General features: G+C 64.1%; 21 protein-coding genes. 11 read left to right on the forward strand and 10 right to left on the reverse strand.

What is annotated here, in order from left to right:
- Positions 1-71: 71 nt before the first annotated feature.
- Positions 72-2,807, reverse strand: coding sequence for a benzoate-CoA ligase family protein (locus ACQY46_RS09585; RefSeq protein ID WP_428700014.1), 2,736 nt, complete (start codon positions 2,805-2,807; stop codon positions 72-74).
- Between the two features lie 56 nt (positions 2,808-2,863).
- On the opposite strand from ACQY46_RS09585, the gene ACQY46_RS09590 reads away from it, so the two are divergent.
- Both ACQY46_RS09590 and ACQY46_RS09595 read left to right on the forward strand, forming a co-directional pair.
- A complete protein-coding gene (locus tag ACQY46_RS09590) occupies positions 2,864-3,310 on the forward strand; it encodes an acyl-CoA thioesterase (protein ID WP_428700016.1) in 447 nt (148 codons plus the stop codon).
- Positions 3,300-4,124: an IclR family transcriptional regulator gene (locus ACQY46_RS09595; protein WP_428700017.1), complete on the forward strand. Its 825-nt coding sequence runs from the start codon at positions 3,300-3,302 to the stop codon at positions 4,122-4,124. Before ACQY46_RS09590 ends, ACQY46_RS09595 begins: the two co-directional genes overlap by 11 nt.
- A 67-nt stretch (positions 4,125-4,191) precedes the next feature.
- On the opposite strand, the gene ACQY46_RS09600 is transcribed toward ACQY46_RS09595, so the two are convergent.
- Positions 4,192-5,886, reverse strand: coding sequence for a methyltransferase domain-containing protein (locus ACQY46_RS09600; protein ID WP_428700018.1), 1,695 nt, complete (start codon positions 5,884-5,886; stop codon positions 4,192-4,194).
- Between the two features lie 562 nt (positions 5,887-6,448).
- The gene (locus ACQY46_RS09605) at positions 6,449-7,312 is read right to left on the reverse strand and encodes a helix-turn-helix domain-containing protein (RefSeq protein WP_428700019.1); all 864 of its coding nucleotides are present in this window, start codon (positions 7,310-7,312) and stop codon (positions 6,449-6,451) included.
- Positions 7,313-7,616: 304 nt separating this feature from the next.
- Here ACQY46_RS09605 and ACQY46_RS09610 point away from each other — a divergent pair, with 304 nt between their 5' ends.
- From ACQY46_RS09610 to ACQY46_RS09640, 7 genes are all read left to right on the forward strand, one after another.
- Positions 7,617-9,797, forward strand: coding sequence for a TonB-dependent siderophore receptor (locus tag ACQY46_RS09610; RefSeq protein ID WP_428700020.1), 2,181 nt, complete (start codon positions 7,617-7,619; stop codon positions 9,795-9,797).
- 85 nt (positions 9,798-9,882) lie between these two features.
- Positions 9,883-10,176, forward strand: a complete 294-nt coding sequence (locus ACQY46_RS09615) for a DUF2218 domain-containing protein (protein ID WP_428700021.1) — start codon at positions 9,883-9,885, stop codon at positions 10,174-10,176.
- The gene (locus ACQY46_RS09620; RefSeq protein WP_428700022.1) at positions 10,173-11,150 is read left to right on the forward strand and encodes an alpha/beta hydrolase; all 978 of its coding nucleotides are present in this window, start codon (positions 10,173-10,175) and stop codon (positions 11,148-11,150) included. Before ACQY46_RS09615 ends, ACQY46_RS09620 begins: the two co-directional genes overlap by 4 nt.
- Before the next feature lie 29 nt (positions 11,151-11,179).
- Positions 11,180-12,109, forward strand: a complete 930-nt coding sequence (locus ACQY46_RS09625; RefSeq protein WP_428700023.1) for a siderophore ABC transporter substrate-binding protein — start codon at positions 11,180-11,182, stop codon at positions 12,107-12,109.
- Between the two features lie 53 nt (positions 12,110-12,162).
- The gene (locus tag ACQY46_RS09630; protein WP_428700459.1) at positions 12,163-13,125 is read left to right on the forward strand and encodes an ABC transporter permease; all 963 of its coding nucleotides are present in this window, start codon (positions 12,163-12,165) and stop codon (positions 13,123-13,125) included.
- Between the two features lie 22 nt (positions 13,126-13,147).
- Positions 13,148-14,116, forward strand: a complete 969-nt coding sequence (locus tag ACQY46_RS09635) for an iron chelate uptake ABC transporter family permease subunit (RefSeq protein WP_428700024.1) — start codon at positions 13,148-13,150, stop codon at positions 14,114-14,116.
- A complete protein-coding gene (locus ACQY46_RS09640; protein WP_428700025.1) occupies positions 14,113-14,925 on the forward strand; it encodes an ABC transporter ATP-binding protein in 813 nt (270 codons plus the stop codon). The genes ACQY46_RS09635 and ACQY46_RS09640 overlap by 4 nt, the downstream gene beginning before the upstream one ends.
- 96 nt (positions 14,926-15,021) lie before the next feature.
- Here the strand turns inward: ACQY46_RS09640 and ACQY46_RS09645 are convergent, their stop codons facing one another.
- The 5 genes from ACQY46_RS09645 to ACQY46_RS09665 form a co-directional block, all read right to left on the reverse strand.
- The gene (locus ACQY46_RS09645) at positions 15,022-16,326 is read right to left on the reverse strand and encodes a TRAP transporter large permease (RefSeq protein WP_428700026.1); all 1,305 of its coding nucleotides are present in this window, start codon (positions 16,324-16,326) and stop codon (positions 15,022-15,024) included.
- The gene (locus ACQY46_RS09650; protein ID WP_428700027.1) at positions 16,323-16,805 is read right to left on the reverse strand and encodes a TRAP transporter small permease; all 483 of its coding nucleotides are present in this window, start codon (positions 16,803-16,805) and stop codon (positions 16,323-16,325) included. The genes ACQY46_RS09645 and ACQY46_RS09650 overlap by 4 nt, the downstream gene beginning before the upstream one ends.
- 70 nt (positions 16,806-16,875) lie before the next feature.
- Positions 16,876-17,940, reverse strand: a complete 1,065-nt coding sequence (dctP, locus tag ACQY46_RS09655) for a TRAP transporter substrate-binding protein DctP (protein ID WP_428700028.1) — start codon at positions 17,938-17,940, stop codon at positions 16,876-16,878.
- A 26-nt stretch (positions 17,941-17,966) separates the two neighbouring features.
- On the reverse strand, positions 17,967-18,746 hold the full coding sequence (locus ACQY46_RS09660) for an alpha/beta fold hydrolase (protein ID WP_428700029.1): 780 nt from the start codon (positions 18,744-18,746) through the stop codon (positions 17,967-17,969).
- 14 nt (positions 18,747-18,760) lie between these two features.
- On the reverse strand, positions 18,761-19,312 hold the full coding sequence (locus tag ACQY46_RS09665) for a hypothetical protein (RefSeq protein WP_428700030.1): 552 nt from the start codon (positions 19,310-19,312) through the stop codon (positions 18,761-18,763).
- 165 nt (positions 19,313-19,477) lie between these two features.
- Between ACQY46_RS09665 and ACQY46_RS09670 the strand changes: the two genes are divergently transcribed.
- Positions 19,478-20,434 (forward strand): LysR family transcriptional regulator, encoded by a 957-nt coding sequence (locus ACQY46_RS09670; RefSeq protein ID WP_428700031.1) that lies wholly within the window; start codon positions 19,478-19,480, stop codon positions 20,432-20,434.
- Between the two features lie 40 nt (positions 20,435-20,474).
- Here the strand turns inward: ACQY46_RS09670 and ACQY46_RS09675 are convergent, their stop codons facing one another.
- Both ACQY46_RS09675 and ACQY46_RS09680 read right to left on the reverse strand, forming a co-directional pair.
- Positions 20,475-21,536 carry an AI-2E family transporter gene (locus tag ACQY46_RS09675; protein ID WP_428700032.1) on the reverse strand — a complete coding sequence of 354 codons (1,062 nt, stop codon included), beginning with the start codon at positions 21,534-21,536 and terminating at the stop codon, positions 20,475-20,477.
- 119 nt (positions 21,537-21,655) lie between these two features.
- Positions 21,656-23,254: a CHASE domain-containing protein gene (locus tag ACQY46_RS09680; protein WP_428700033.1), complete on the reverse strand. Its 1,599-nt coding sequence runs from the start codon at positions 23,252-23,254 to the stop codon at positions 21,656-21,658.
- A gap of 191 nt (positions 23,255-23,445) precedes the next feature.
- On the opposite strand from ACQY46_RS09680, the gene ACQY46_RS09685 reads away from it, so the two are divergent.
- A complete protein-coding gene (locus tag ACQY46_RS09685) occupies positions 23,446-23,643 on the forward strand; it encodes a CsbD family protein (RefSeq protein ID WP_428700034.1) in 198 nt (65 codons plus the stop codon).
- The last annotated feature ends 16 nt before the right edge of the window (positions 23,644-23,659 follow it).

The raw sequence follows: 23,659 nt of genomic DNA on the forward strand, positions 1-23,659 counted from the left end.
GCATGCGCCCGTCCAGCGATGCGCGAAGCCGCAGGACGTCCCGTGTCCGTGTGAGTGTTCAGGGTGCGTGTTCAGGGTGCCTGGTGCAGCGCCTGACGATCGATCTTGCCCGTGCCGGTCTTCGGCAACTCGTCGATGTAGTCGATGACGCGGGGGTACTTGAAAGGCTGCAGCTGCGACTTGACGTAGTCGCGCAGCCGGGCGCTCTGTTCCTCGCCCTGCCTTGCCGTGTCGCGCAGCCGCACGATCGCCCTCAGCGTCATCCGCCGGTCGGGCAGTTGATGCGCCAGAACGGCGCATTCATGCACGTCGGGATGCTCGTTCAGGCAGCGTTCCACTTCCAGCGGCCAGACCCACTGGCCGGACACCTTGATCAGGTCGTCGGCACGACCCTGGAAATAGTAGTGGCCGTCGCGCTCGATGAAGCGGTCGCCGGTATGGATCCAGTCGCCGCGCATGGTGTCGCGGGTCTTGTCCGGCCGGTTCCAGTAGCAGGGCGCGGAGGAATGGCCGCGCACGAACATGACGCCTTCCTCGCCGGGTTTCGCCTGCGTCCCATCCGCCGTCTCGAGCCGGATCTCGTAGCCCGGCACGCGCTTGCCGGCCGCCCCGATGCGATGGTCGTCGGTGGTGTTGGAGAGGTAGATGTGCAGCAGTTCGGTCGAACCGAGGCCCTCGGTCGGGCCGTGCCCGGTCCGCGCTTTCCAGGCTTCGTAGACCTCCTGCGAGAGGATTTCCGCTGCGGACATCGACTGGCGCAGCGAGGAAAGGTCCCGCGCGTCCAGCGTCGCGGCCCGGGCCAGCGCCGTGTAGAGCGTCGGCAGGCCGAACACGACCGTCGGTCGCCATGTTTCGATCAGGGCAAGGACGTCGTCGGGGCGTGGCTGGCCTGGCATCAGGAGTGTTGTTGCTCCCACCGAGAACGGAAAGGTGAGGGCGTTGCCGAAGCCGTAGGCGAAATAGATCTTCGGCACGGAGAAGCAGATGTCGCCGGGCTCCAGCTTCAGCACATGCGTGCCGAAGGATGCCTGCGTGTAGGCCATGTCGTGATGCAGGTGGACGACGCCCTTCGGCCGGCCGGTCGAGCCGGAGGAGTACATCCAGAAGGCCATGTCATCGGGGCCGGTATCGGCGCAGGCGAGGCTGTCCGGCCGGCCCGACAGAAAGTCGGCGGCCGGGATGTGATTGTCGCGTCCGGCCGGACCGTTCGCGACAATGACTGTCTCCAGGGCTGTGCCCTTCAGCGTGTCGCCCTCGAACCGGTCGGCGAGCGAGGCCTCGCACAGGGCAATGCGTGCGCCCGTGTCCTTGAGGAAGAAGTTCAGCACGTCCGGGGTGGTCTGGATGTTCAGCAGCACCGGCACGAAACCGGCGCGCACCGCGCCGAAGAAGGCGGCCGGATAGGTCGGCGTGTCGTCGAGGAAGAACGCGATGCGTTCGCCGCGTTTCAGGCCGGCGGCGATGAACGCATGACCCCAGCGCGATGCCTCGGCGATCAGCTCCCGGTAGCTGAGGGTGCCGCCGGGGCCGGTCACGGCGGGCTTGTCGGGGTTGCGCCCGAGATTGTCCCAAAGGATGGCCGAGCAGTTCGGATGGGCGGCTTTGTCGAAGCCGATCTCGGCGGCTCCCGGCGCGTCGTCGCCGACGGCATCGGTGACCTGCCGGTCCGCAGCAGTTGCCTTGAACGTCTCGTAGCGCGTCATGAAACGGGGCGCGAGGCCGCGCAGGCGGTCCATGTCGACCCGCCCGGAGCGGGTCATGTAGTCGAAGGCGAAGTCGAGCGGGGCCAGGTCCATCTTTTCCGCAAAGGTCTCGTACCAGGCGGCCGAGGTGTTGGCGGCATCGACGATCTTGCGGGCGACCGGCTGGCGCTCGTTCTGGTAGGCGGCCAGCGCCGCGTCGACATCGGCATGCGAGGCCAGCGCACGGACCAGCGCGATCGCGTCCTCCATGGCGAGCCGCGTGCCCGAGCCGATGGAGAAATGCGCTGTGTGGGCGGCATCGCCGAGCAGGACGTTTCGGCCGGCGACCCATCGGTCACACCACAGTCGCGGAAATTGCCGCCATAGCGAGCGGTTGGTGACGAGCGGCGCGCCTTGCAGCGCCTCGGCGAAGATCTCGCCGCAGACCCTGGCGCTTTCCTCCTCGCTCATCTCGGAAAAGCCATAGGCGCGATAGGTCGGGTCGTCGCATTCGACGATGAAGGTGCTGCGGTCGAGGGCGTAGCGGTAGTGATGCGCGTTGAGCGCGCCCTTGCCGGTTCGGACGAAGCTCTGGGTCAGCGTGTCAAAGGCGCGCGGGGTGCCGAACCAGGCGAAGTGGTTGTCGAAATGATCCAGCCTCGGCTCGAACGCGGTCTGAAGCTCCTGCCGCACGAGCGAGTTGAGGCCGTCCGCCCCGACGATCAGGTCCGCGTCGAACTCGTCCAGCGACGAGACCGCATGCCCGAAGCGCAGCTCGACACCCAGCGACGACGCTTGCCGGCGAAGGATCTCGATAAGCTCCAGCCGCCCGATTGCCGAAAAGCCGATGCCGTCCAGCGTGATCCGTTCCGCCGGCAGGTTCAGCGTCATGTTCTGCCAGCGCTCCATGTGGGGCGTGACGAGATCGTGGATATCGGGATCGTCGGCCTTCAGGAAATCAAGCGCCTGATCGGAGAACACCACGCCGAAGCCGAAAGTCGCGCCCTCCGGGTTCTGCTCGCTCACACGCACATGCACATGCGGCATCAGCCGGCGCAGCAGGATCGCCGTATAGAGCCCCGCGGGACCTCCACCCAGCACTTCCACCCTCGAAAGTCCGCTCATGTTCCTCCCCCTTTCCTGTCGACAAGCTTGATGCGGGAAGATACGTATAATTTCACATGATGCAACTGATTTTGGATTATGAAAGAATGAGCGAGCAAAAACACAGCTTTTCCCTACGTGTCAGCTTCGGTGACTGTGACCCGGCGGGCATTGCCTACTACCCCAATATCCTCGGCTGGCTTGACCGTGCCTTTCACGACTGGCTGTGGGAGTTCGGCGGTCACGACGCGTTATGCGAACGGGTGGGCGCGCTTGGCATCGGCTTGATGGATGTGTCGGCGCGGTTCCTGAAGCCGCTACGGAACGGCGACAGGCTGATCGTCGAAATGAGCGTCGAGGAATGGGGGGAAAAGGCGCTTCGCCTGGCCTATGAGCTGCGTTCTGGCGAAAGCCTGATGGCGCGGGGGTGCGAAACAAGGGGACTGTTCGCGCAAGGTGCGGCCGGTATGATGGCGGCAAGACTCGACCCCTTGCGCCGGATACTCGAAGGTCATGAAAAATAAAAAGAACGAAGCGCCGGACACCGAACCCGCCGGCGAACCCTCCGGCGGCATCCAGTCGCTGGACGCGGCTCTTAGATTGCTGCGGGTGATGTCCGGATACGGCCGGGCGGTGTCGCTGTCGGAGCTTGCCCGCGACTGCGACATGCCGCTCAGCAAGGCGCACCGCTATCTGGCATCCTTCATCCATGCCGGTCTGGTCGAGCAGGCGGGTCGGTCGGGAAAATACGACCTGGGAACGGGGGCGGTCCGCCTTGGGCTCGCCGCCCTTGGTCGCCACGACTTCGTCAACCGGACTGCAGAGGAATTGCCGGAACTGTGTGCCGACACCGGCCTGACCGGACTGCTGTCGGTCTGGGGCAATCAGGGGGCTACCGTCATCCGGTGGGAACGGACCGCGTCGCCGACCATCACGTCAATGGGGCTTGGAACCACCTTGCCGTTGCTCAATTCGGCAACCGGCCGCGCGTTTCTCGCCTGGGCGCCGCCTGGCGTCATCCGTCCGATGCTGGATATCGAACTGCGTCATGCAAGGCGCAACCCGGACCTGATTTCGGACCTGACGGCAACGGCGCAGGGGGTGGCGAGCTTGCGCGAGGAGATTCGCAATGCCGGATATGCCACCGTCGACGGACGGTTCATCCCCGGTCTCGTGGCAATTGCCGCCCCGGTCCTCGACTGGCAGAACGAGGCACAGGCGGTCGTGACCCTGATCGGGACCGATCAGGGCGTCACCCGTCCGCAGTCGGACGCGGTCGCCAGCCTGATCGAGTTTGCAAGGAAACAGTCGCTGGCGGGCACGCAAGAGGACGGCTGACCCGCGACATGGGGCGAGGGACGCGCGGGCCGGCTCCGACAAGAACCGGCCCGCACGGCAGGCTTGGTTATTCCGGCTTGCGGAAAAGCTGGATGCCCCAGGCCAGATGCCCGGCATCCGCGGCCTTGACCCAGTTCTCCAGACCCACGGCCATCTTGTCGAGATACTCTGCCGAGGCCTCGTTCGCACGGAGCGCGTCGTAATTGGCCAAGAGTTCTTCCCGGACACGTGCGTAATGGGTGCGCAACTGACCGGTCATGTCTTCCTGGGCGAGGATCTCGAAACCGAGCGAGCGCGCCGCCTCGCGATAGAAGCGGAATGAACCAAGGCTCGTCAGGTTGAGGCGGTCATAGACCGGCTGCAACACGCCTGCGGGAACGTCGTCCGCCTGCATCGGGTCGGTGAAGATGAAGTGGCCTCCGGGCTTGAGAACGCGCCAGGCCTCCTGCAGCACGGTCTGGCGCTGGTCGGAATGAAGGATGGCATCCTGGCTCCACAGCACGTCGTAGCTGGCGTCCGCCTCCGGGATGTCCTCGAACACGCCGTGAACGACCTTGATCCTGTCGGCGACGCCTGCGCGGCGATTGCGATACCTGTTGGTGTCGTTCTGCGTCTCGGAAATGTTGAGGCAGGTTGCGGCGCAGCCGGTTCGCTCGACCAGCTTCCGCATGGCGCCGCCATAACCCGCGCCCAGGTCGAGCAGGCGCGTGTCGGCATTCAGCTCAGGCAACAGCTCGACCATCCGTTCGATCGTGGCATTGCTCGCCTCGCGGATGTCGCTCGTTTCGTCATAGAGGCCGATATGCAGGTCCTCGCCGCCCCAGATCGTGCTGTAGAACGTGTCGGCGTCATTGCTGTCGTAGTAATCCTCGGCGACGTCGCGAATGTCGGTCTCGTCGTTGTCGCGCGTGCCGCCGCCCCAGCGTACGAGATGAACCGTCGATTTCTCGGCGACATGGACGAAAAAGTCCGGCTCGCTCTCCGCATAGGTCTCCTGAAAATCACCATAGGTGCGAACGCGCGCGAATCCGGCTTCAGAGAGCAATTTACGCATGTAATTCTTGCGAATGGGAAACATGTTCAACGTGTAATCGGAGCCGTCCGGAAAGCTGTATTTGAACCGAGCCAGGCTTTCGTCGATGTGCTCGGGTTCGGCAGTAACCCTGTCGCCGCAATAATAGTATTTATGCTTGGACTGAAAGCCCTGATCCAGCATCATGTCGTAGTTGCGCTGGTCGAGGATCAGGATGCCGTCATGCTTGAGGGCGGCATAGAATTCCGCCAATGCGCGACGGCGATCGGCTTCGTCATGCAGGTGGGTGAACGAGTTGCCCAGGCAGATGATCGCGTCATACTTGCCGTTGATGTCGCGGTTCAGCCAGCGCCAGTCGGCATGAACGGTCTTGAGGATCAGGCCCCGCTGCTGGCTGTTGTTGAAGGCCTTGGCAAGCATGGCGGCCGACCCGTCGGCGGAGGTGACGTTGAAACCGGCTTCGGTCAGGCGCACCGAGTGGAAGCCCGTGCCGGTGGCGACGTCGAGAACCGTTTCCTTGCCCCGGGCGCGGAGCACGTCGATGAAGAACTGACCTTCGCTCTGGGCCCGTGCGTCCCAGTCGATCAACTCGTCCCACTTCTCGACGAAGGACTTCACATATTCGCCACGGTAAAGATCGGTCTCCCGGTCTTCCAGCGGGTTCTCGCCATAGACCTGCTCCCGGGGCTGAAGGTCGGCATTGGCGGGTTTTCGGGCGACATAGCTCATCTTGATCTCCTTCAAGTGGGCACGGCTTATCAATTGGGCACGACATGGCTGCCGCAGCCCACTGGGTGCGTGTCTTGGGCGCGTGAACGAGGGGACGCCACGCGCGGTTCGATAGCTGCTAGCGCCGTCGGTCCGGGGCGGCATCGTGAGATGCAGGGACAATCGCGACGCCGGCACACGCTGCTGGATGCCACTCCGTCACAGGAGCGGCACGCATGCCGACAGGTTGCGCGCGCGAACCCTCGTCGGGCCCAAGCGTCAGTGGATGAAGCTGCGCAACTCTGATTTGAACCGCACTATAACGACGGTCGGAGACGATGCAAGGCCCGGGCGGAGATTGATGATGCGGCCTTCTGGAATGCAATCCACATCCCTGTTATTTTTATGGTTTCGTCGATGTGAAAGATTTATGACGAGCGATTACGTGCAGATTGCACGGGATCTTTAGTGGCCGGCTGTCAACAACGATCTGAAAGTTTTTTTATTCTGAATTGAAGGGAAGAGTGACACGTGTTCCGGTGCCTGGCCGCGTTCCGGGGAGGCGGGCGCAGTGCGGCGAAACTCAGGCCCTGGCGCTTCGGCGCGCCTCGCGCGGCGACAGTCCGAATTCGCGCTTGAAGGCGGTGGCGAAGTTGGCCGCGCTTGTGTAGCCGGCCGCATGAGCCGCTTCGGAAACCGGTATGCCTTCCCGCTCCAGCAGCTGCCGCGCCCGCACGAGCTGGGTCCGGCGGGTGTATTCGGAGACAGTGCTGTCGTGCGCGATGCGGAACAGTCGCTGCATCTTGCTGACGCTGACACCGCAAAGCCTGGCGATCCGGTCGAGCGGGAGACCTTCGGCGTCCGGTCTTGCCATGACGTCCTTGATCGACTGCAGGCGCTTCTGTTCGACGGGGGAGAGCTGGCCGCGCGTCACGGCCCGTCCCTCGCTTGCCAGTGCGGTGAAGGCTTCCGCCACGAGATCCAGCGCCCGGCTCTCCAGATAGAGGCCTTCCGGATAGGTTTCGTTGTGCGGGGGGTGCAGCATCTGCTCGGCGATCGCAATCAGTGCCGGGCTGGCTACCCAGTCGAAGCGCGCCAGATGCGTCTTGCAGAATGCCTGGACGATTTCGTGCCCGGCAATGCCCTCGAAGCCGCTTTCTGAGATCCACTCCGGAGACATGGTGACGATCACCTTGCGCATGTGATCGCCTTTGTGGGCGTGGCGGACAAAACGATCCGGTCGGGCCCGCGAAATCATCACGCCGCGCACGGGCTCATCGCCGCGCCGGCCGACGTCGAGGGGGACGCCGCCAATGGTGGCATCCACGCCGCCGCTGAGGAATATCATGATCGTCAGACCGGGCGGCTGCTCGATTGTCGTCACCAGATCCTGCAGCGTCACGGTGTCGGAGGTGTGAACATTCAGGCCTGCCCGCAGCCGGGTCATGCGGTGATTGCCGTGCAACACCGCTCCGCTGGAGGAGGTCAGTGGCCGAAGCAGACGGAATCCTGGCCCGGTTACGGCGGCACAGTCATTCAGATCTGCCGCGAGAACGTCGTTATCTGTGATATTACAACCGGTTGCCATTTCTGGCCGCCTTTCGTGCGCGCACCGCAAGAGCCGCAAACATCTTTGACGCTTGCGCAAAGGTAGGGCGGTGGCATTCGTCGAGGCCTTCCTCTAACAAACATGAGTGTTTTTATCAAGTTTTCGCTCGGCAAATGCGCCCGGGCGGTGTATGGGGGTATGCATGGCTACGAAGATGGGCCACCGGATGGTCGCTGGCGGTTTCGCCGTTCGTATGGGCGGTATGCTGCTCGCAACGACGGCCATCGGCCTCGTGCTTGAGAGTGCGGCGTTCGCGCAGGGCGTGGAGCCGACGGTTCTGGACAGGATCGTCATCGAGGGCGCGAGCTACGAGACCGACAGTAGCGACAGCTACACGACAAATCTGATCAGCGTCGGCGAGAAGGATGTGCTCTCCGTCCGCGAGATTCCGCAGTCGACGACGGTGCTGACGCGCGAGCGGCTCGAGGATGGCGGCTACACCTCGCTCGACACGGCCCTGCGCGAGACCCCCGGCATCGTCGTGCTGAACAACGACAATGGCCGATCCAGCCTGTTCTCGCGCGGTTTCGAGTTCGACAGCCTCTACTTCAACGGGTTGCCGGCGCCGCTTTCCAGCGTCTACGGCACACAGCCAGACATGGCGATCATTGACCATGTGGAGATCCTGCGCGGCCCGGCCGGCCTGTTCGGCGGCGCCGGCGAGCCGGCCGGCGCCATCAACATGCGCCTGAAGCAGGCCAAGAGCGATTTCGAGGCCCGCTTCGAGGGAGCGTTCGGTTCCTGGGAGCACAAGCGCGGCGAGGTCGATGTCACCGGCCGGTTGAACGAATCCGGTTCCGTGCGCGGCCGTTTCGTTGGTGTCTTGCAGCACGAGAACGGCTTCGTCGACAGTGTCGAGAACGGTGTCGGCGTCGCCTATGGCACCGTCCAGGCCGACATTGGCGATAGCACCACGGCGACTTTCTCGGTCAGCCACCAGGTACGCGACATCACGCCGTTCAACGGCCTTCCGACTTTCCAGGACGGCACGCTGATCGATCTTCCGCGCTCCACCTTCACCGGTGCCGACTGGAACCGTTTCGACAACAGCGTCACCGACTATATCGGCGAACTGGAACACAAGTTCGATGACGGTGGCCACGCCAAGCTCTCCGCCCGCTACCAGGCCACGGATGTCGACTTCCTCTATGCCTGGGCGAACGGCTACGCTGCGCCGAACGGTGACATCATCTCCGGCGGCGGCGACACGTCCGACACCCGCTGGCTGGCGCGAGATTACGAGGCGGGCTCGCTCGCCATCGATGCGCATGTCAGCAAACCGTTCGAGCTGTTCGGCCAGGAGCACAACATCATCCTGGGTGCCGACTATCAGAACCAGGACATCACCATGCTGCAGGGTGCCGGTGTGATCGCCGGCAACCAGAACATCTACGGCTGGAACTCGGCGCTGCCCGAGCCGACGGTGAACTACACGGTTCAGCAGGGCACGAAGACCGACCGTTTCGGCATCTACGGCCAGCTCCGCGTCAAGCCGATCGACCGGCTCACCTTGATCGGCGGCGGCCGCGTCAGCTGGTACAACGCCACGACGACCAACCTGGTCAGCGGCGCGATCACCAGCAAGCAGCAGGTAAACGCCAAGGTGACGCCCTATGCCGGTGTCGTCTTCGACGTGACCGACTGGCTCTCGGCCTATTCGAGTTACACCGAGATCTTCCAGCCGCAGACGGCAACGGACGCGGCCGGCAACATCCTCGATCCGCGTGTCGGCCGGCAATACGAGATCGGCATGAAGGCCGAGCTCTTCGACGGCGGCGTCAATGCCTCGCTCGCATATTTCAACCTGCGCGACACCAACCGGGCGGTGGCCGACCCGCTGGTTCCCGGCGCGTCGATCGCACAGGGCGAGGTCGAGGTGCAGGGCGTCGAGCTGGAGGCGTCGGGCTCGCCGCTGCCGGGCTGGGAGGTTGCCGGCGGCTACACCTATACCGACAGCCGCTATCTGAATTCGGCGCAGGCGGGGCAGACCTTCAGCACGTATACGCCGCAGCACATGTTCCAGTTCTGGACCAAGTACACATTCGACGAGACCGCGGGGGCGTTCGAGGGCGTTTTCGTTGGCGGCGGCGTCACCGCCTTCAGCTCGTTCTCCAGCGTGTCGCAGGGCGTCACGATCAAGGCGCCGGGCTATGTCACCGCCGACCTGATGGCCGGCTACAAGATCAACGACAACTTCACCGCCACGCTGAACGTCAACAATGTCTTCGACCAGAAGTACTACTCGCGGGTCGGCGGCACCTCGGTGTTCAACTTCTATGGAGAGCCGCGCAGCGCGACCTTCCGCCTGTCGGCAAAGTTCTGATCTCGTCCGCGCCGCGGATACACCACAGCAACGGGGCGGATGATCCGCCCCGTTCGGGCCAACTCAAGAGCGGACAGGTTCATTCATGCCGGGCATCCAGACAACGGTCGCGACCGCCAATGCTTCGCGCTATCTGCAGCAGTTGTGCAAGCACTTTGCCCACAAGGTCGAGGTCAGCTTCGACGCACAGACGGGCAAGGTCGACTTTCCCTTCGGCGACTGCCGCATGTGGGCGGACGATGGCGCTCTGAGAATCGAGTGCGTGTCCGAAACGCAGGAGACGCTGGCGCGGACGCATTTCGTCGTTCATGACCACCTGACCCGCTTTTCCTGGCGGGAGAAGCCGGAAATCGTCTGGGAGCCGAAGGTCCAGGCATGACGCGCAATGTAATCCGGTCCGGATGGTTGATTGCGGCCGTCGCGCTTCTCGCGGCGGCTGTCGTGCGTGGCGCGCAGGCGGACGAGGTCTCGCGGCCTGTGACAATCGAGGGGGCAATGGAGATACCCTTCGTCTCCGGGGCCTCGGGAGAGGCGTTCCGCCTGCTCCTGTGGCGCCCGGACGGGCCGGCTCCGCAAGGCGGTTATCCGGTGCTCTACAGTTTCGACGGCGAGGACAGTTTCGCTCTTCTGACCGACATCGCCCGCATGCTCAATCCGGCTGCCGCCAGGGTCGGCGTCGCTCCGGTCGCGGTCGCCGCCATCGCCTACCCGCCGGGCAGGGCGAGCCTCGACCGACGGGTCTTCGACCTGACCCCTCCTGCGGCTTCGGCGGGGGGGAGCCACCGGATGCCGGAGCGACCGAACGGAAAGCCCTGGCCGAAACTCGGCGGCGGCGACGCCTTTCTTGACCTGCTGGAAAGCGAGGTGAAGCCGCGCGTGCGTTCAGCGCTGGGTGCCGAGACAGCCGCGCAAACGCTGTTCGGCCATTCGCTTGGCGGTCTGATGGTGTTGCGCCGCCTCGTTACGGAGCCTGCTGCTTTCGACTGTTATGCCGCAAGCAGTCCCTCGCTATGGGTTGACGATCGCCGGATGCTTGCCGACATGGCCGCATTCCTTACGTCGTCGCCGAAGGACGGCCGCCGGCCGCGCCTGCAGGTGTCGGTTGGCAGCGCGGAGGAAGACCTCGGTCCCTTCGACCCGGTTCAGGGGAGGGAGCTCGAGGCGCGCCGCCGCTGGATCGCCAGCAACGCCATGGTCACCAACGCCCGCTCCCTTGCCGGGCTTGCCGAAGCGGGAAAGGGGCGTGCCGTGGCCTTCGCCTACCGCGAATATGAGGGGCGTGCCCATCAGCCAGCCAAGGTTGACGCCGCCCTCGACGCGCTCCGGCTCGCGCTTGAATGTGCCGGCCGCTAGCAGTTCCCCACATCCCACGGATGGAAGTCATGTCCAATATCGCTCTTGCCCGAATGCTTCTGTTGCCGGTGCTGGCATTGGCCGCGGGGCCGATGCTTCTCCTTGTCCCGCATGCGCATGCCGAAACACTGCGCATCGAACATGCGCAAGGTGTCACCGAGGTGCCGCGCCTGCCGCAGACCCTGCTCGTCTTCGATCTGGCCGCACTTGACACGCTCGACGCGCTGGGCGTCGAACCGGCCGGCGTGCCGGAAGGCGTGAAACCCGCCTATCTGAGGAAATACGACGCGGATCGCTACGCGAAGATCGGTTCGCTGTTCGAGCCGGATTTCGAAGCCGTGGCCGCCGCCGCCCCGGACCTGATCATTGTCGGCGGGCGATCCGCGGCCAAGTACCGCGAGCTCTCGAAGATCGCTCCGGCAATCGATATGACGGTCGACACCGGCAACTACTTCAAGGACGCAACCGGGAAGATCCTGTCCATGGCACGCATTCTGGGCAAGGAGCCGGAGGCGGCCTCACGGCTCGAGGCACTGGAGGCATCCGTTGCAAAGCTGAAGGAGCAGGCCGGCGGTGTCGGCACGGCGCTTGTGATCATGACGACGGGCGGGCGCATGAGTGCCTACGGGCCCGGGTCACGCTTCGGTGTCATTCACACGGAACTCGGTATCAGGCCGGCCGCTCCGGACCTGACGGTGGCGACGCACGGACAGGCCATATCCTTCGAGTTCATCCTCAAGGCCGACCCGGACTTCCTGTTTGTCATTGACCGCGATGCCGCCACCGGACAGAAAGGGCAGGCGGCCGAGGCCCTTCTCGACAACGATATCGTCCGCACGACACGGGCCTGGGAAGCTGGCCGGGTGGTCTATCTGGATCCCGACAACTGGTATCTGAGCGGCACCGGCCTGACCGCCATGCAGGCGATGGTCGACGAGATTGCCAACGCAATCCAATAGGGCAGTACGTGCCCGTGGCATCCCAAATGCAAGCAAGAACACCTCGCCCGACAATCGGCGGCCTGACGGCCGGCCTTCTGGTGCTGGCGGCCCTGGCGGCTGCGAGCCTTTTCATCGGCGTCGCGGATCTCACGCCGGCCCGTCTTGCCGACCCCGCCACGCGCGAGGCCGCGATGTCGACGCTGATGGACAGCCGTCTGCCGCGCACGATGGCCTTGCTGTTGTCCGGTTCCTGTCTGGCGATTGCCGGCGTCATCATGCAGATGCTGACACGCAACCGCTTCGTCGAGCCGACGACTGCCGGTACCACCGAGGCGGCCGGTTTCGGCATGCTGCTGATGATGCTGCTGTTCCCCGGGGCGCCGGTGGTGGTCAAGTCGCTGGTCGCGGCAGGCTTTGCCTGCGCCGGCACGGCCGTATTCCTGCGTCTGCTGCGGGCGGTGCCGCCGGGTGCACCGCTGCTGGTTCCGCTCACAGGCATCATGTTCGGCGGGATCGTCGGATCGGTGACGGCCTTCATTGCCCATCGCTACGGGCTGATGCAGTCGCTGGGCGCATGGCGTAACGGAGACTTCTCCGTCGTGATCTCCGGGCGGTATGAACTGCTCTGGCTCACCCTGGTTCTGAGCGTCGCGGCCTATCTTGCGGCCGACCGGTTCACCATTGCCGGTCTGGGCGGCGACATGAGCCGAAACCTGGGCCTCGACTACGGGAAGACCGTGGCGGTCGGCCTCGTCATCGTATCGCTGGTTTCCGCCCTGGTCGTCACCACGGTCGGATCGATCCCGTTCCTGGGGCTTGTGGTTCCCAACCTCGTCAGCCTGGCGGCGGGGGACAACCTGCGTCGGACCCTGCCCTGGATGGCGATTGCCGGAGCCGCGCTCGTCCTTGTCTGCGACATGGCCGGACGCTTGATCGTGGCACCTTACGAGATCCCGGCGGGCACTGTCTTCGGGGTGCTCGGCAGCGCCGTCTTCCTCTACCTGCTGCTGGGGCGCTCGACCCGTGCGGCATGACGAGGTGCCGGGGGAGGCCCGGATGACGAGGCCGCGAACGGTTCTGCTGGTGCTGGCCTGCGCGGTCGTTGCAGTGGCCGTCATCTTCATGACGCTCGACGTGCGGGGCAACTGGGACTACGTGCTGGCGCTTCGCGCCCGCAAGCTGCTGGCGATCTGTGTTGTGGCGACGGCGATCGCGGTCTCGACCGTGGTCTTCCAGACGATCGCCGGCAACCGCATCCTCACTCCGTCCATCATGGGCTTCGATGCGCTCTATGCATTGCTGCAAACGGCCTTCGTGTTTTTCCTGGGCGCCGCGCGCCTGTCCTCCGTCGATCCGAGGCTGCTCTTCGCCGTCGAGGCGGGCGCGATGCTCCTGTTTTCCGTGCTCCTCTATCGCTGGCTGTTTCTGGGCGCGCGGCAGAACCTCCATCTGTTGTTGCTGGTCGGCGTGGTCTTCGGGCTCTTTTTTCGCGGCTTGATGGTGCTTCTGCAGCGGGTAATCGATCCCAACGAGTTCGTTGTCCTGCAAGACCGGCTCTTCGCCAGTTTCAACGGGGTCGCGCCCGATCTTCTTCTCGTGGCGACGCTCGTGACGGGCGGCGTCTGCCTGCTCGTCTGGCGGATGCGGGACAGGCTCGATGTCCTGCTCCTTGGTCGTGACCAGGCGATCAACCTGGGACTGGACTACCGCCGCATGGTGTCGCTGATCCTCATCCTGGTCTCGCTCCAGGTATCCGTGGCGACAGCGCTGGTCGGCCCGCTCAACGGGTTCGAGCCCATCAGCTTCTTCGGGCTGCTCGTTGCCAATGTCACCTATCTGCTGATACCCGGATTTCGGCATGGCCAGGTACTGGCCGGGGCCGTGCTCGTGGGCATCCTGCTCCTGCTCGGTGGCCAGTTGGTGCTCGAGCAGGTTCTCGGTCTGGGTTCGACGGTCGGCATCGTCACCGAGTTCGTCGGCGGGACGATGTTCATCATCATGCTGCTGAGGGGAATGGCGCGTTGATCGAGATCGACGGACTGACAAAGTCCTATGGGAGACGCATCGTCGTCGACGGCATCACCCTTGCCATTCCGCGCGGCGGGCTGACGGGGATCATCGGGCCGAACGGTGCCGGCAAGTCGACACTGCTCGGCCTTGCCTCGCGCCTGCTTGCTGCCGACAGGGGGACCGTCACGGTTGACGGGCTCGATGTCGCGCGCGCATCCGGCGACCTTCTTGCACGGCGGCTCTCCGTTCTCAAACAGGAAAACCGGGTCGCCGCACGGTTGACGGTGCGCGATCTCGTCGCCTTCGGCCGCTATCCCCACTCGCGCGGACGCCTGTCCCCCGGCGACCGGGCGCATGTGGAAAAGGCACTGGATTTCCTCGACCTGCAGTCGATCTCCGGCAGCTTTCTCGACGAGCTTTCCGGCGGCCAGAGGCAGCGGGCCTATGTGGCGATGGTGCTGTCACAGGACACCGACTACATGCTCTTCGACGAGCCCCTGAACAGCCTCGACATTCGCCATGCCGTCTCGATGATGCATCTTCTGCGCAACGCCTCGCGATCGTTCGGCAAGGCGGTGGTCGTCGTGCTGCACGATATCAACATCGCCGCCAACTTCGCCGACAGGATCATCGGCATGAAGGATGGCCGGGTCGTCTTTCACGGCGACACTGCGGACGTGATGACCGGTGCCCATCTCAGCAGCATCTACGACATCCCGATCAGGGTTCACCGTCTGGAGGGGCAATACGTGACCACCTACGCGTTGCCGGGCGAGCCCGAAGGGGGAGCGGGCGGGGAACCGGTCCTGGTTGCGGACGACTGACTTGCGAACCTGCGCACGCAAAGTGGTGGGTTCCTTGTGGGGCATGAAACGGGAGCGCGGTCTCCCGCACGCCCGCTCGCGTTTGGTCGCCTGCCTCTAGAGAAGTGAGGGAACCAGGGTCGCGAGTGCAGGGAAGACATAGACCAGTGCCGCTATGGCAAGGATCATTGTCCAGTAGGGCGCAAGGCCCCGAAAGACTTCGGAGAGCCGCAGCTCCTTGTCCGGGATCGCGGCCAGCACGACGAACGCGCCGATGCCGAAGGGCGGCGTCAGGACGCCCGCTTCGATGACCAGGATGCCGACGATCGCAAACACCATCGGGTCGATGCCCATGGCCTGTGCGATCGGCCAGAACAGCGGCACCGTCAGCAGCATGATCGAGATGCTGTCAACGAAACAGCCGAGTACCAGCCAGATCGCCGCCATGACGAGGATTGTCTCTGTCGGGCCAAGCTCCATCGTCTCGAACAGCATGCCGACAAGCTGCGGGATGCCGGCAAGCGCCAGCAGCTTGGAATACATCGCCGCACCCAGCAGCAAGAGCATGATAGGCGTGACGACCATGCCGGCCTCGCGGGTCGCCTCGACGATGGCGGTGCGGCTCATTCCCTTGGCCAGGGCCAGCAGCAAGGCGCCGGCAAGACCGACGGCACTGCCTTCCGTCGGTGTGAAGAACCCGCCCCAGATGCCGCCGAGCGTCACCAGGATGATCAACAGGACGCCGACGATGCCGACCGGGTCGGGCCGCGTCGCCGCAGCGTCCGCCACCGCTGTCTCCGAGCTGACCATTTCCGGATTGCGGATCGCGCGCACGACACAGTAGAGGCCGAAAAGCACGGCAAGGGCGATGCCCGGGAGGACACCGGCAGCGAAAAGCCGCCCGATCGACTGCTCCGTCAGGATTGCCCAGACGATCATGAACACCGAAGGCGGGATCAGCAGGCCGAGGACCGAGGAGCCGGCGATGCAGCCGGCGGCGAAGCTGCGTTTGTAGCCTGCTGCCTGCATCGAGGGATAGGCGATGTGGCTGAACGTCGCCGCGGCCGCGACGCCGACGCCGGTGACGGCGGCAAAGAGCGCGTTGCCGGCCACCGTTGCCACCGCGAGCCGGGCCGGGACACGGCTGAAGGTGCGGTTGGCGGCGGAGAACAGGTCGGTCGCCGCGCCCGAGCGGGCGATCAAGAGGCCCATCACCGCAAAGAGCGGGATCACCATCAGGTTGTAGTCGCGAATGCCGTCGAAGGCGGTCTGCTGCAGCAGGCCCAGCGTCATCCACCAGTCCTGGAACAGCAGATAGAGACCGACGGTGGAGCCGATCAGGAAGGAGAGCGCGATATGGACGCCCGCCAGCGAGAGCACGAAGATGAGGCCGAGCGCGATCGCCGCGGTCTGTTCGATCATCGGGAAGTCCTCTGCAGCGACGTGCGCGCCTTTGTCAGGAAGGCGATGGCGAGCAGGCACCACAACACGGCGACGGCCAGGCGAACCGGCCAGGCGGTGACGCGAAAGGCATCGGTGCCGAAGAACTCGTGGGTGCGGTAGGCCTGCAGTATCGGTTCCACGGCAAAGGCCGCAAGGCACAGGAACAATGCAGCACCGACGACGTTCGCTGCGGCCATTGCGACGGCGAGCAGCCGGCCCGGAAGCTTGTTCAAGAGCAGTGTCATTTGCAGCAGTCGGTCCCGCAGCAGGGCTTTCATCGCCTGCAGGAAGGTGACGAGCACAAGGGCGATGGCAACGAGGTCGGCGGTTCCGGCGAAAGGCTGACCGAAAGCAAGCCTTGCCACCACGTCGTAGACGATCAGCGCCGCGCAAAGATAGACGACGAGGCTGCCGGCATCTGCCAGCAGGCCCGCCGCCCGATGGATGAAGCGTTCCATGTCTTTCCCCATTGGACGAGCGGCTCGAACGGTTTTCCGGCCGGGTCGGGACCCGGCCGGTGCCGTTGGCTCAGAAGGTGTAGTCCGTGGGGAAACTGTAGCCTTCTTCCGCCAGAATGCGGATATAGGCTTTCAGGACATCGGCGGTCGGGTAATCCCGGTCGGCGAGGCCGGCGACCGAATTCGCCGGGATCTCCGCCACCGCCTTGGCCCAGCGGGCCCGCTCCGCATCGGAAAGGTCGCGCACGGTGATGCCCTCGGCCGCGAGCCGTTCGGCGACCGCCTTGTCCCGTTCGGCACTGCGCTCGGCGATCATGATCGCGGCCTCGGCGGCCACCTGGTCGATGATCTTCACCACCTCTCCGGGCAGGCGCTTGCGGGTGTCCTCGTTCATGAAGGCAACGAAGGTGGACAGCGATCCGAAGCCCGTGCGTGTGAACGTGGAGGACACCTCCTTGAGCCGAAACGCCTCCATGCCGGAGATGAAGAAGAGGCTGCCCTCCGCCAGGCCCGTCTGCATGGCCTGGTAGTGCTCGCCGATGCCAAGGTTCACCGGAACGGCCTCGATGGGCACGAAAAGCGGTGCGTTGGTTCCCGCCATGGCGATGCGCCGGCCCTTGAGTTCGTCGATGGACGTCCAGTCGAAATTCGTGGCAAGGCCGTAGGCCTCCGTCACCATCATCGACAGGATGCGGGCGTTGTAGGGCTTCATGCTTTCCTGGAGGCTCGGGACCTCGGCAAGCATGCGGGTGGCGACCCGGCCCTGGAGAACGGGGTCGGCGGTGGTGAACGGCACCATGGCGCTGTAGTTCAGGAGTGCCGCCCGCGATTGCTCGAAGCCGATCGGTGAAAGCCCGATATCGAGCGTGCCGCGCTGAACCGCCTCGATGGCACCGTCGACCTTGGCAACGCTGCCTCCCCAGGCCTTGATGAAGCGGATGTCGTGTCCGGTCTTTTCCTTGACCCGCTTCGTCACCTCGTCGGCGAAGAAAGTGTCATAGGTTGCCACATAGGTGAGGCCGGTCGTATGACCTCCGCCCATGCGCAACAGGAACGTGTCCGCCCGTGCCTCCATCGCGGTGGCCGCCAGAAGCGCCATGCCGCAAACCCCCTTGATCCACGTGCCCAGTTTCATGTTTCCCTCCCAGGTGATTGTTTCCGTCAGATCGACGCCAGCACAGCGCGTGCGAAGTCTTCCGGTGCGTTGACATAAGGGTAGTGACCGCCGGGCACCTGTCGGTGACCGGCCTCCTTCCATGTTCTCCGGAACCGAGCCCGTGCCGGAGCGGTGACGATCGGGTCGTCGGGGCAGTCGATGACCGTGACCGGCCCGGCAAAACGCTCCGGACCGGGAACCGGTCGCGAGGCGGTGACCTGCATCAGGCGTCCTTTCAGGTCCTCCTCCGAAAGCCATCCCGTCATGGCCTTGAGCAGAAGGGCGGAAAGCGGCGTCGACGGCCCGCCGGCGGCGCGGTCGCGCCATTGCTCGCGCAATTCCGTCGCCGGCGTGGCCGCGATCGCGGCGTGGTCGAACAGCGGATTTCCTTTCAGGTCCTCCGCTTCGACGAAGCCGTTGCACAGGATCAGGGCGGCGAAAGGATCCGCCGTCGCCGCATATTGCAGCCACCAGGCGCTGTAGGAACATCCCACGGCGAGCGGCGAGGCAAGACCGAGCCGGATTGCCAGCTTTCCCGTTTCCCGCGCCAGGGCGCGAGGTTCGAGCGTTCCGGGATAGTCGACCAGAACCGGATCGCAGCCGCCGTCGCGCAGAAGCGGTGCGACAAGGCAGAAGAACTCCGAGGTCCCGCTTGCACCCGGCAGGAGCAGTACGGCGCGCCCGTTCGCCGAGGGCCCGCGACGAAACGACAGCGGGCTTTCCGGCAATTGCGTCCTGGGGAAAGCAGCATCGAATGCGGCAGGTTGCTCTTCGTGCGTCGACATCGCTTCGCCGGCCATCAGGTCGTCAGAAGACCGCGGTCGCGCAGTTCGTCCATAGAGCCCGGCGAGAATTCCGCCTTCGGCTGGTTGCCGCTGATCACGAACATCAGGAGATGCTCTGTGTCCGGCTCGTCGAACGTGATGTTCTGGAAGCGGCGCTGCACGCCGGGCGGGAACGAGATCACGTCATGCGGCCCGAGCTCGAAGGCCTCGACCTGGCCGTCGATCTCCCATGAACACCGCCAGCGGCCCGTCATCGGAATGAAAGTCTCGTTGGTGTCGTGATTGTGCATCATCGGGCCCTTGCCCGGCTTGGCATGGCAATAACCCAGATTGAATCCCTCGGAGATCTTGATCGAGGCATTCTCGGCCGCCTGCGCACCCACGGGCGATGTCGTTGCAACGTCCGCGCCCTCGGGCGGCTGGAAGCCGACGACATTGTAAAGCGTACGCTTGCAGTCGGGATGGTCGCTGTCCGGCAGGCCGCCGTCAAACCCCTTCAGTTCCGAAAACAGCGCAACGCGCTTGCGCATTTCTTCCCGGCTCACCCGGATGGTCTTCAGAGCCATTCTGCTCTCCCTGTACGGTTCCCTCATATCCGGCATTCAACCGGCAAGCCCTCCGGAGAAATGCGGAGAGCTATCAGGAAGGACAATGGAGGACGAGGAATGTTTGCGGCAACTGGCTGGCTTTGATAGCCTCTATTCGAAAATCGAATAATTAAAGAGTATGAAATGGTTGGCATCGACTACAGCCTGAAGGACCTGCGAGCCTTGGAAGCGCTCCTGCGCGAGCGGCACGTCAGCCAGGCCGCGGCGCGGCTGGGAATGAGCCAACCGGCAATGAGCATGACCCTGAAGCGGTTGCGCGAGGTGTTCGACGATCCGTTGCTGATACGGCAGGGCAACAAGCATGTGCTGACCGACGTGGCGCGGGGCTTGCACGAGCGTGTCCAGATCCTCATTCGCGAAATGGAGGGGCTCGTGGATGACAGTGGCGGGTTCGATCCGCGCCATTCGCGGCGAACCTTCACGCTGATCCTGACCGATTATATCGACGCGATCCTCATTCCGTCGCTGCAACAAAGGTTTCGCGAGCTTGCACCGCATGTGAAGTTGCGCGTCGTCGGGCCGGATCCGTTCCGGCTGGCCCGCGTTTTCGGAGAAGGCAGCGTCGATCTGACGGTGTCCTATTTTCCCGATGCTCCGGGCGACCTCATCTCCAGGCGGGTTTTTTCCGACCGGATGGTCTGCCTTGCGCGCAGCGGCAACCCGGCCATCGCCGGTCCGTTGACGCTTGCCGGCTTCTGCGACCTTGACCATGTGGCGATCGAGCCGGCCGAGGCGACCATGTATCGGGCCGTGCTCGACGAGGCGCTTGCGAAGATGAACCTGATCCGCCGCGTGGCCATCTCGAAACCCGATTTCGTCGGCGTGCCGTTTCTGCTCGAGCGCTCGGATCTCGTCGCGACGATGCCGGAACGGCTAGCAAAACTGTTCACCGCCCGTTTCGACCTGATTACCTTCTCGCCGCCCATCGACCTGCCTCCGCTCGATATCCAGATGATGTGGCACAAGAGCACGCATCTGTCGCCGGCGCATGTCTGGTTGCGCGAACAGGTGATCGAGGTCTGTCGTCGCCAGTCCCCGGACGCGGGCGACATGCCGCAGCTCTGCGCGGGGACGCATTGACGACCGCAATCGGCCGAAAGGCTCGCCGGGCGAGGGCGTCTTACACAAGAAGCCGCGTGGGCTCTTCGGGCTGTGCCGGCATGATGTTCCTCAGGATGGCATCCAGGATCAGCAGCGAGGGAACGGCGATGAAACCGCCGGCCGGCCCCCACAGCCATATCCATGTCGCGATCGACAGAAGCACGACAAAGGGATTCAGCGTCATGGCGCGGCCCAGAACGGCTGGCGTCAGGAACTGGGCTTCGAGCAGGTTGAGGCCGAGATAGACAGCCGGGGGCAGCAGGATGCCCAGCGTACTGTCGGACGTTGCCAGCCCGACACCCGTCAGGATCAGTGCCATCACCGCCGGGCCGATATAGATCAGGTAGTTGAGCGCACCCGCCAGCATGCCCCACAGAAATGGCGAGGGAACGCCCAGTGCGAACAGCGTGGCCGACACCGCGAGTCCCAGGACGATGTTCACTGCGGTGATCGACAGAAGATAGCGTGACACGCGCGCCTCGACTTCTACGAATATGCGCCGGGCGCTGTGGCGCAGTCTCGGGTTCACACAAAGCGAAAGCGCGGCTTCGCGAATGTCGTTACGCGTCGCGATGAAGAAATACATGCTGGCCAGGAACAGGATAATCTGGGCCATGAAGGCGGGTGCAAAGAAGACGACGCTCTCGACCGCGGACGTGTCCTCCACGTCGACCTTCATGCTTGCTCCCTGACCCATCGCCGTCCGCAGATTTTCCTGGATACCGCCGATGGACGCAACCACGCCCTTCCAGCTTGTCAGCTCCGATTGCAGGCGCTCCCAGATGGAGGGAAGCCTGTCCATCCAGCCGGACAGGGGAACCGCGAAGGCGGTTCCGGCCACGGCGATGAGCATGAGGAAGGTTGCCACCACGCCAAGCGCCGAAATCCAGCCCGGGATGCCCATCTGCTCGATCCGGTCGGACAAGGGACCGAACATCAGACCGATGACAATTGCCAGGAAGATCGGTGCCAGGATCATCTGCGCGTATTCAAGCGCCGCGATCACCGTGACAATGCCTATCGCGATGATCGCAAGTCGCGATGTGTTGGCGAGGAGGGCTTCGAAATCGACGGTTTGCAAGGGGATCCGCGTCTCCTGAAGGATGGATGGACCGCGGCCAGTTGCCGGTCCTCGTCAGGATAGAACGCATTTGGAACGCAAAAGTTCCCCCGCGCCGTGGCGGTCATGTGATCGCAAGGTCACGACGGCCCGACAGGAATGACCATGGTGAAGCGCATGCCTTCCGGCGGGAATGTCCGCTCAAGCGTGCCACCGAGCTCGCCGAGGATGTTGGCCTCGATGAGGCGGGTTCCAAAGCCGTTGTCCTGAGGTGGCGACACAGGCACCGGCGAGGTTTCGATCCACTCGAGCCGCAGTTTTCTCGCCCGCCGCGGGCCGTGTATCTCCCACCGGATGCGCAGATCGCCGCCATCGTCCGACAGGCCCCCGTATTTGAGGGCGTTGGTTGCAAGTTCATGGAACGTGAGACCGAGCGCCTGGGTCGCGCGTTCGTCGAGAAGCACCGGCGGCCCGTCGATCTTGTCGTCAGCATGACTTGTTCCGAACACCTGCTCGAGTTCCGTTGCAAGCAGCTCGCGCAGATCCGTGCGTCGCCAGTGCGAGCGGGTCAGCATGTCCTGGGCATTGGCCATCGCGTTGAGCCGCGCGGCGAAGGACTGCGAAAACTCGTCCATGTCGCTCGAACTGCTGGCGGTCTGCCTGGCTATCGCGAGCACGCGGGCGATCGAATTCTTGATGCGATGCTTCATTTCCTGAAGCATCAGGTCCTTTTCCTTGATGTCTCTCTCGGATGCGGCGCGTAAGCTGTGGGCAGCTGCCACGGACTTGATCTGGAAGCGTGTGGACATGGCGAAGGCGACTGCGAGAAGCAGGGAAATCGTGCCGACCACGAGGGAGTTGAGGTGACTGGCGCGGTCGCGAAAATCACTTGTGGCATGCGCTGAAAACACCCACGTCCGGCCGACGACCTCTACCGTGCGTTCTGCTGTCAGCCGGGAGAGGCTGCCGTCCTCGGAAAACCCGTCGGAGCGGTAGAGGAGCATGGGTTCGTCATCGCTCGCATCCTGCGTCTTGAGTGCAATCGGCAGGACCGGTTGCCTGCCAAGCGCTGCCGTGTGCAGGTCGCCGGCGCGGAAGGGAGAATAGACGAAGCCCTGTACGGCGTCGGCTGGTGTCGCGCTGAAAGGGATGTAGACGAGGAAGCCCGCCTGCTTGACCTGTGTTATCTCCTGGGCGAGCTGAACCGGGGCGCTCGCACGTGGCTCGCGACTGGCTATCGCCTCTTCCATCGCCTGCCGGCGGCGCGCCTCGCTGAACATGTCGTATCCAAGGGCCGCGCGGTTGCGCGCGTCAAACGGCTCCAGAAACGTGATGGGTGCTCGCCGCTCGATTGTCGTGACGGGCCAGACCTCGCGCTCCACGGCGTAGTTTCGCAAGAGTTCCCGCTCGATCCCCTGTTCATCGCCTGTCTCGATGAGTTGTGCGTAGCCTATGCCGCGAATGCCCTTGAACTCGCCTTCAAGGTCGAGCTCGGCCACGAAACGGGCGAAGGCCGCGCGCGATACGTCGCCGGAACTGGCTGAGAAGAAGGCGTGGGTCGAGATCAGCAGGGCGATGTGTTGATACACCCGGTCGACGACGCGATCGACCGCACCGTCGACGAGGCTTTCGAAGCGCACACGATCGGCGGCCTTTTCAGCGTCGTAGACCACCAGGGTCACACAGGCTCCGATCAGGGCCACGACTGCAAACACGACCGGCGGCAAAATTCTGATCACGCGATACTTCCCTGCAAGGAATGGGATTTTTCTACAATCACAACCTCCGCCTGCCAACGGGTTTTATCTGCCTGTCAGGCTGGCGTTGAAGCAGGGATCGGCTCGGGACAACTCCGGGAACTTCTCGCCCGACAATGCGTTGCCTTTGTGGAGCCGCGAAGGATGGCTCCGCCAGAATGAAGGAGATTTTCATGAACTGGAACCAGGTTGAAGGAAGCTGGGAACAATTCAAGGGCAAGGTCCAGGCCGAGTGGGGCCGTCTCACCGGCGACGATCTCGACGTGATCCGGGGGGACCGCAAACAACTCGCCGGGAAGATTCAGGAGCGCTATGGCCGGGCCGAGGAGGCTGCCGAGCGCGAGATTGACGACTGGCTGACACGCGGCTGACGTGGCAGTGATCCGG

This window comes from Stappia sp. (assembly GCF_965276915.1).
In the GTDB taxonomy this organism is placed as follows: domain Bacteria; phylum Pseudomonadota; class Alphaproteobacteria; order Rhizobiales; family Stappiaceae; genus Stappia.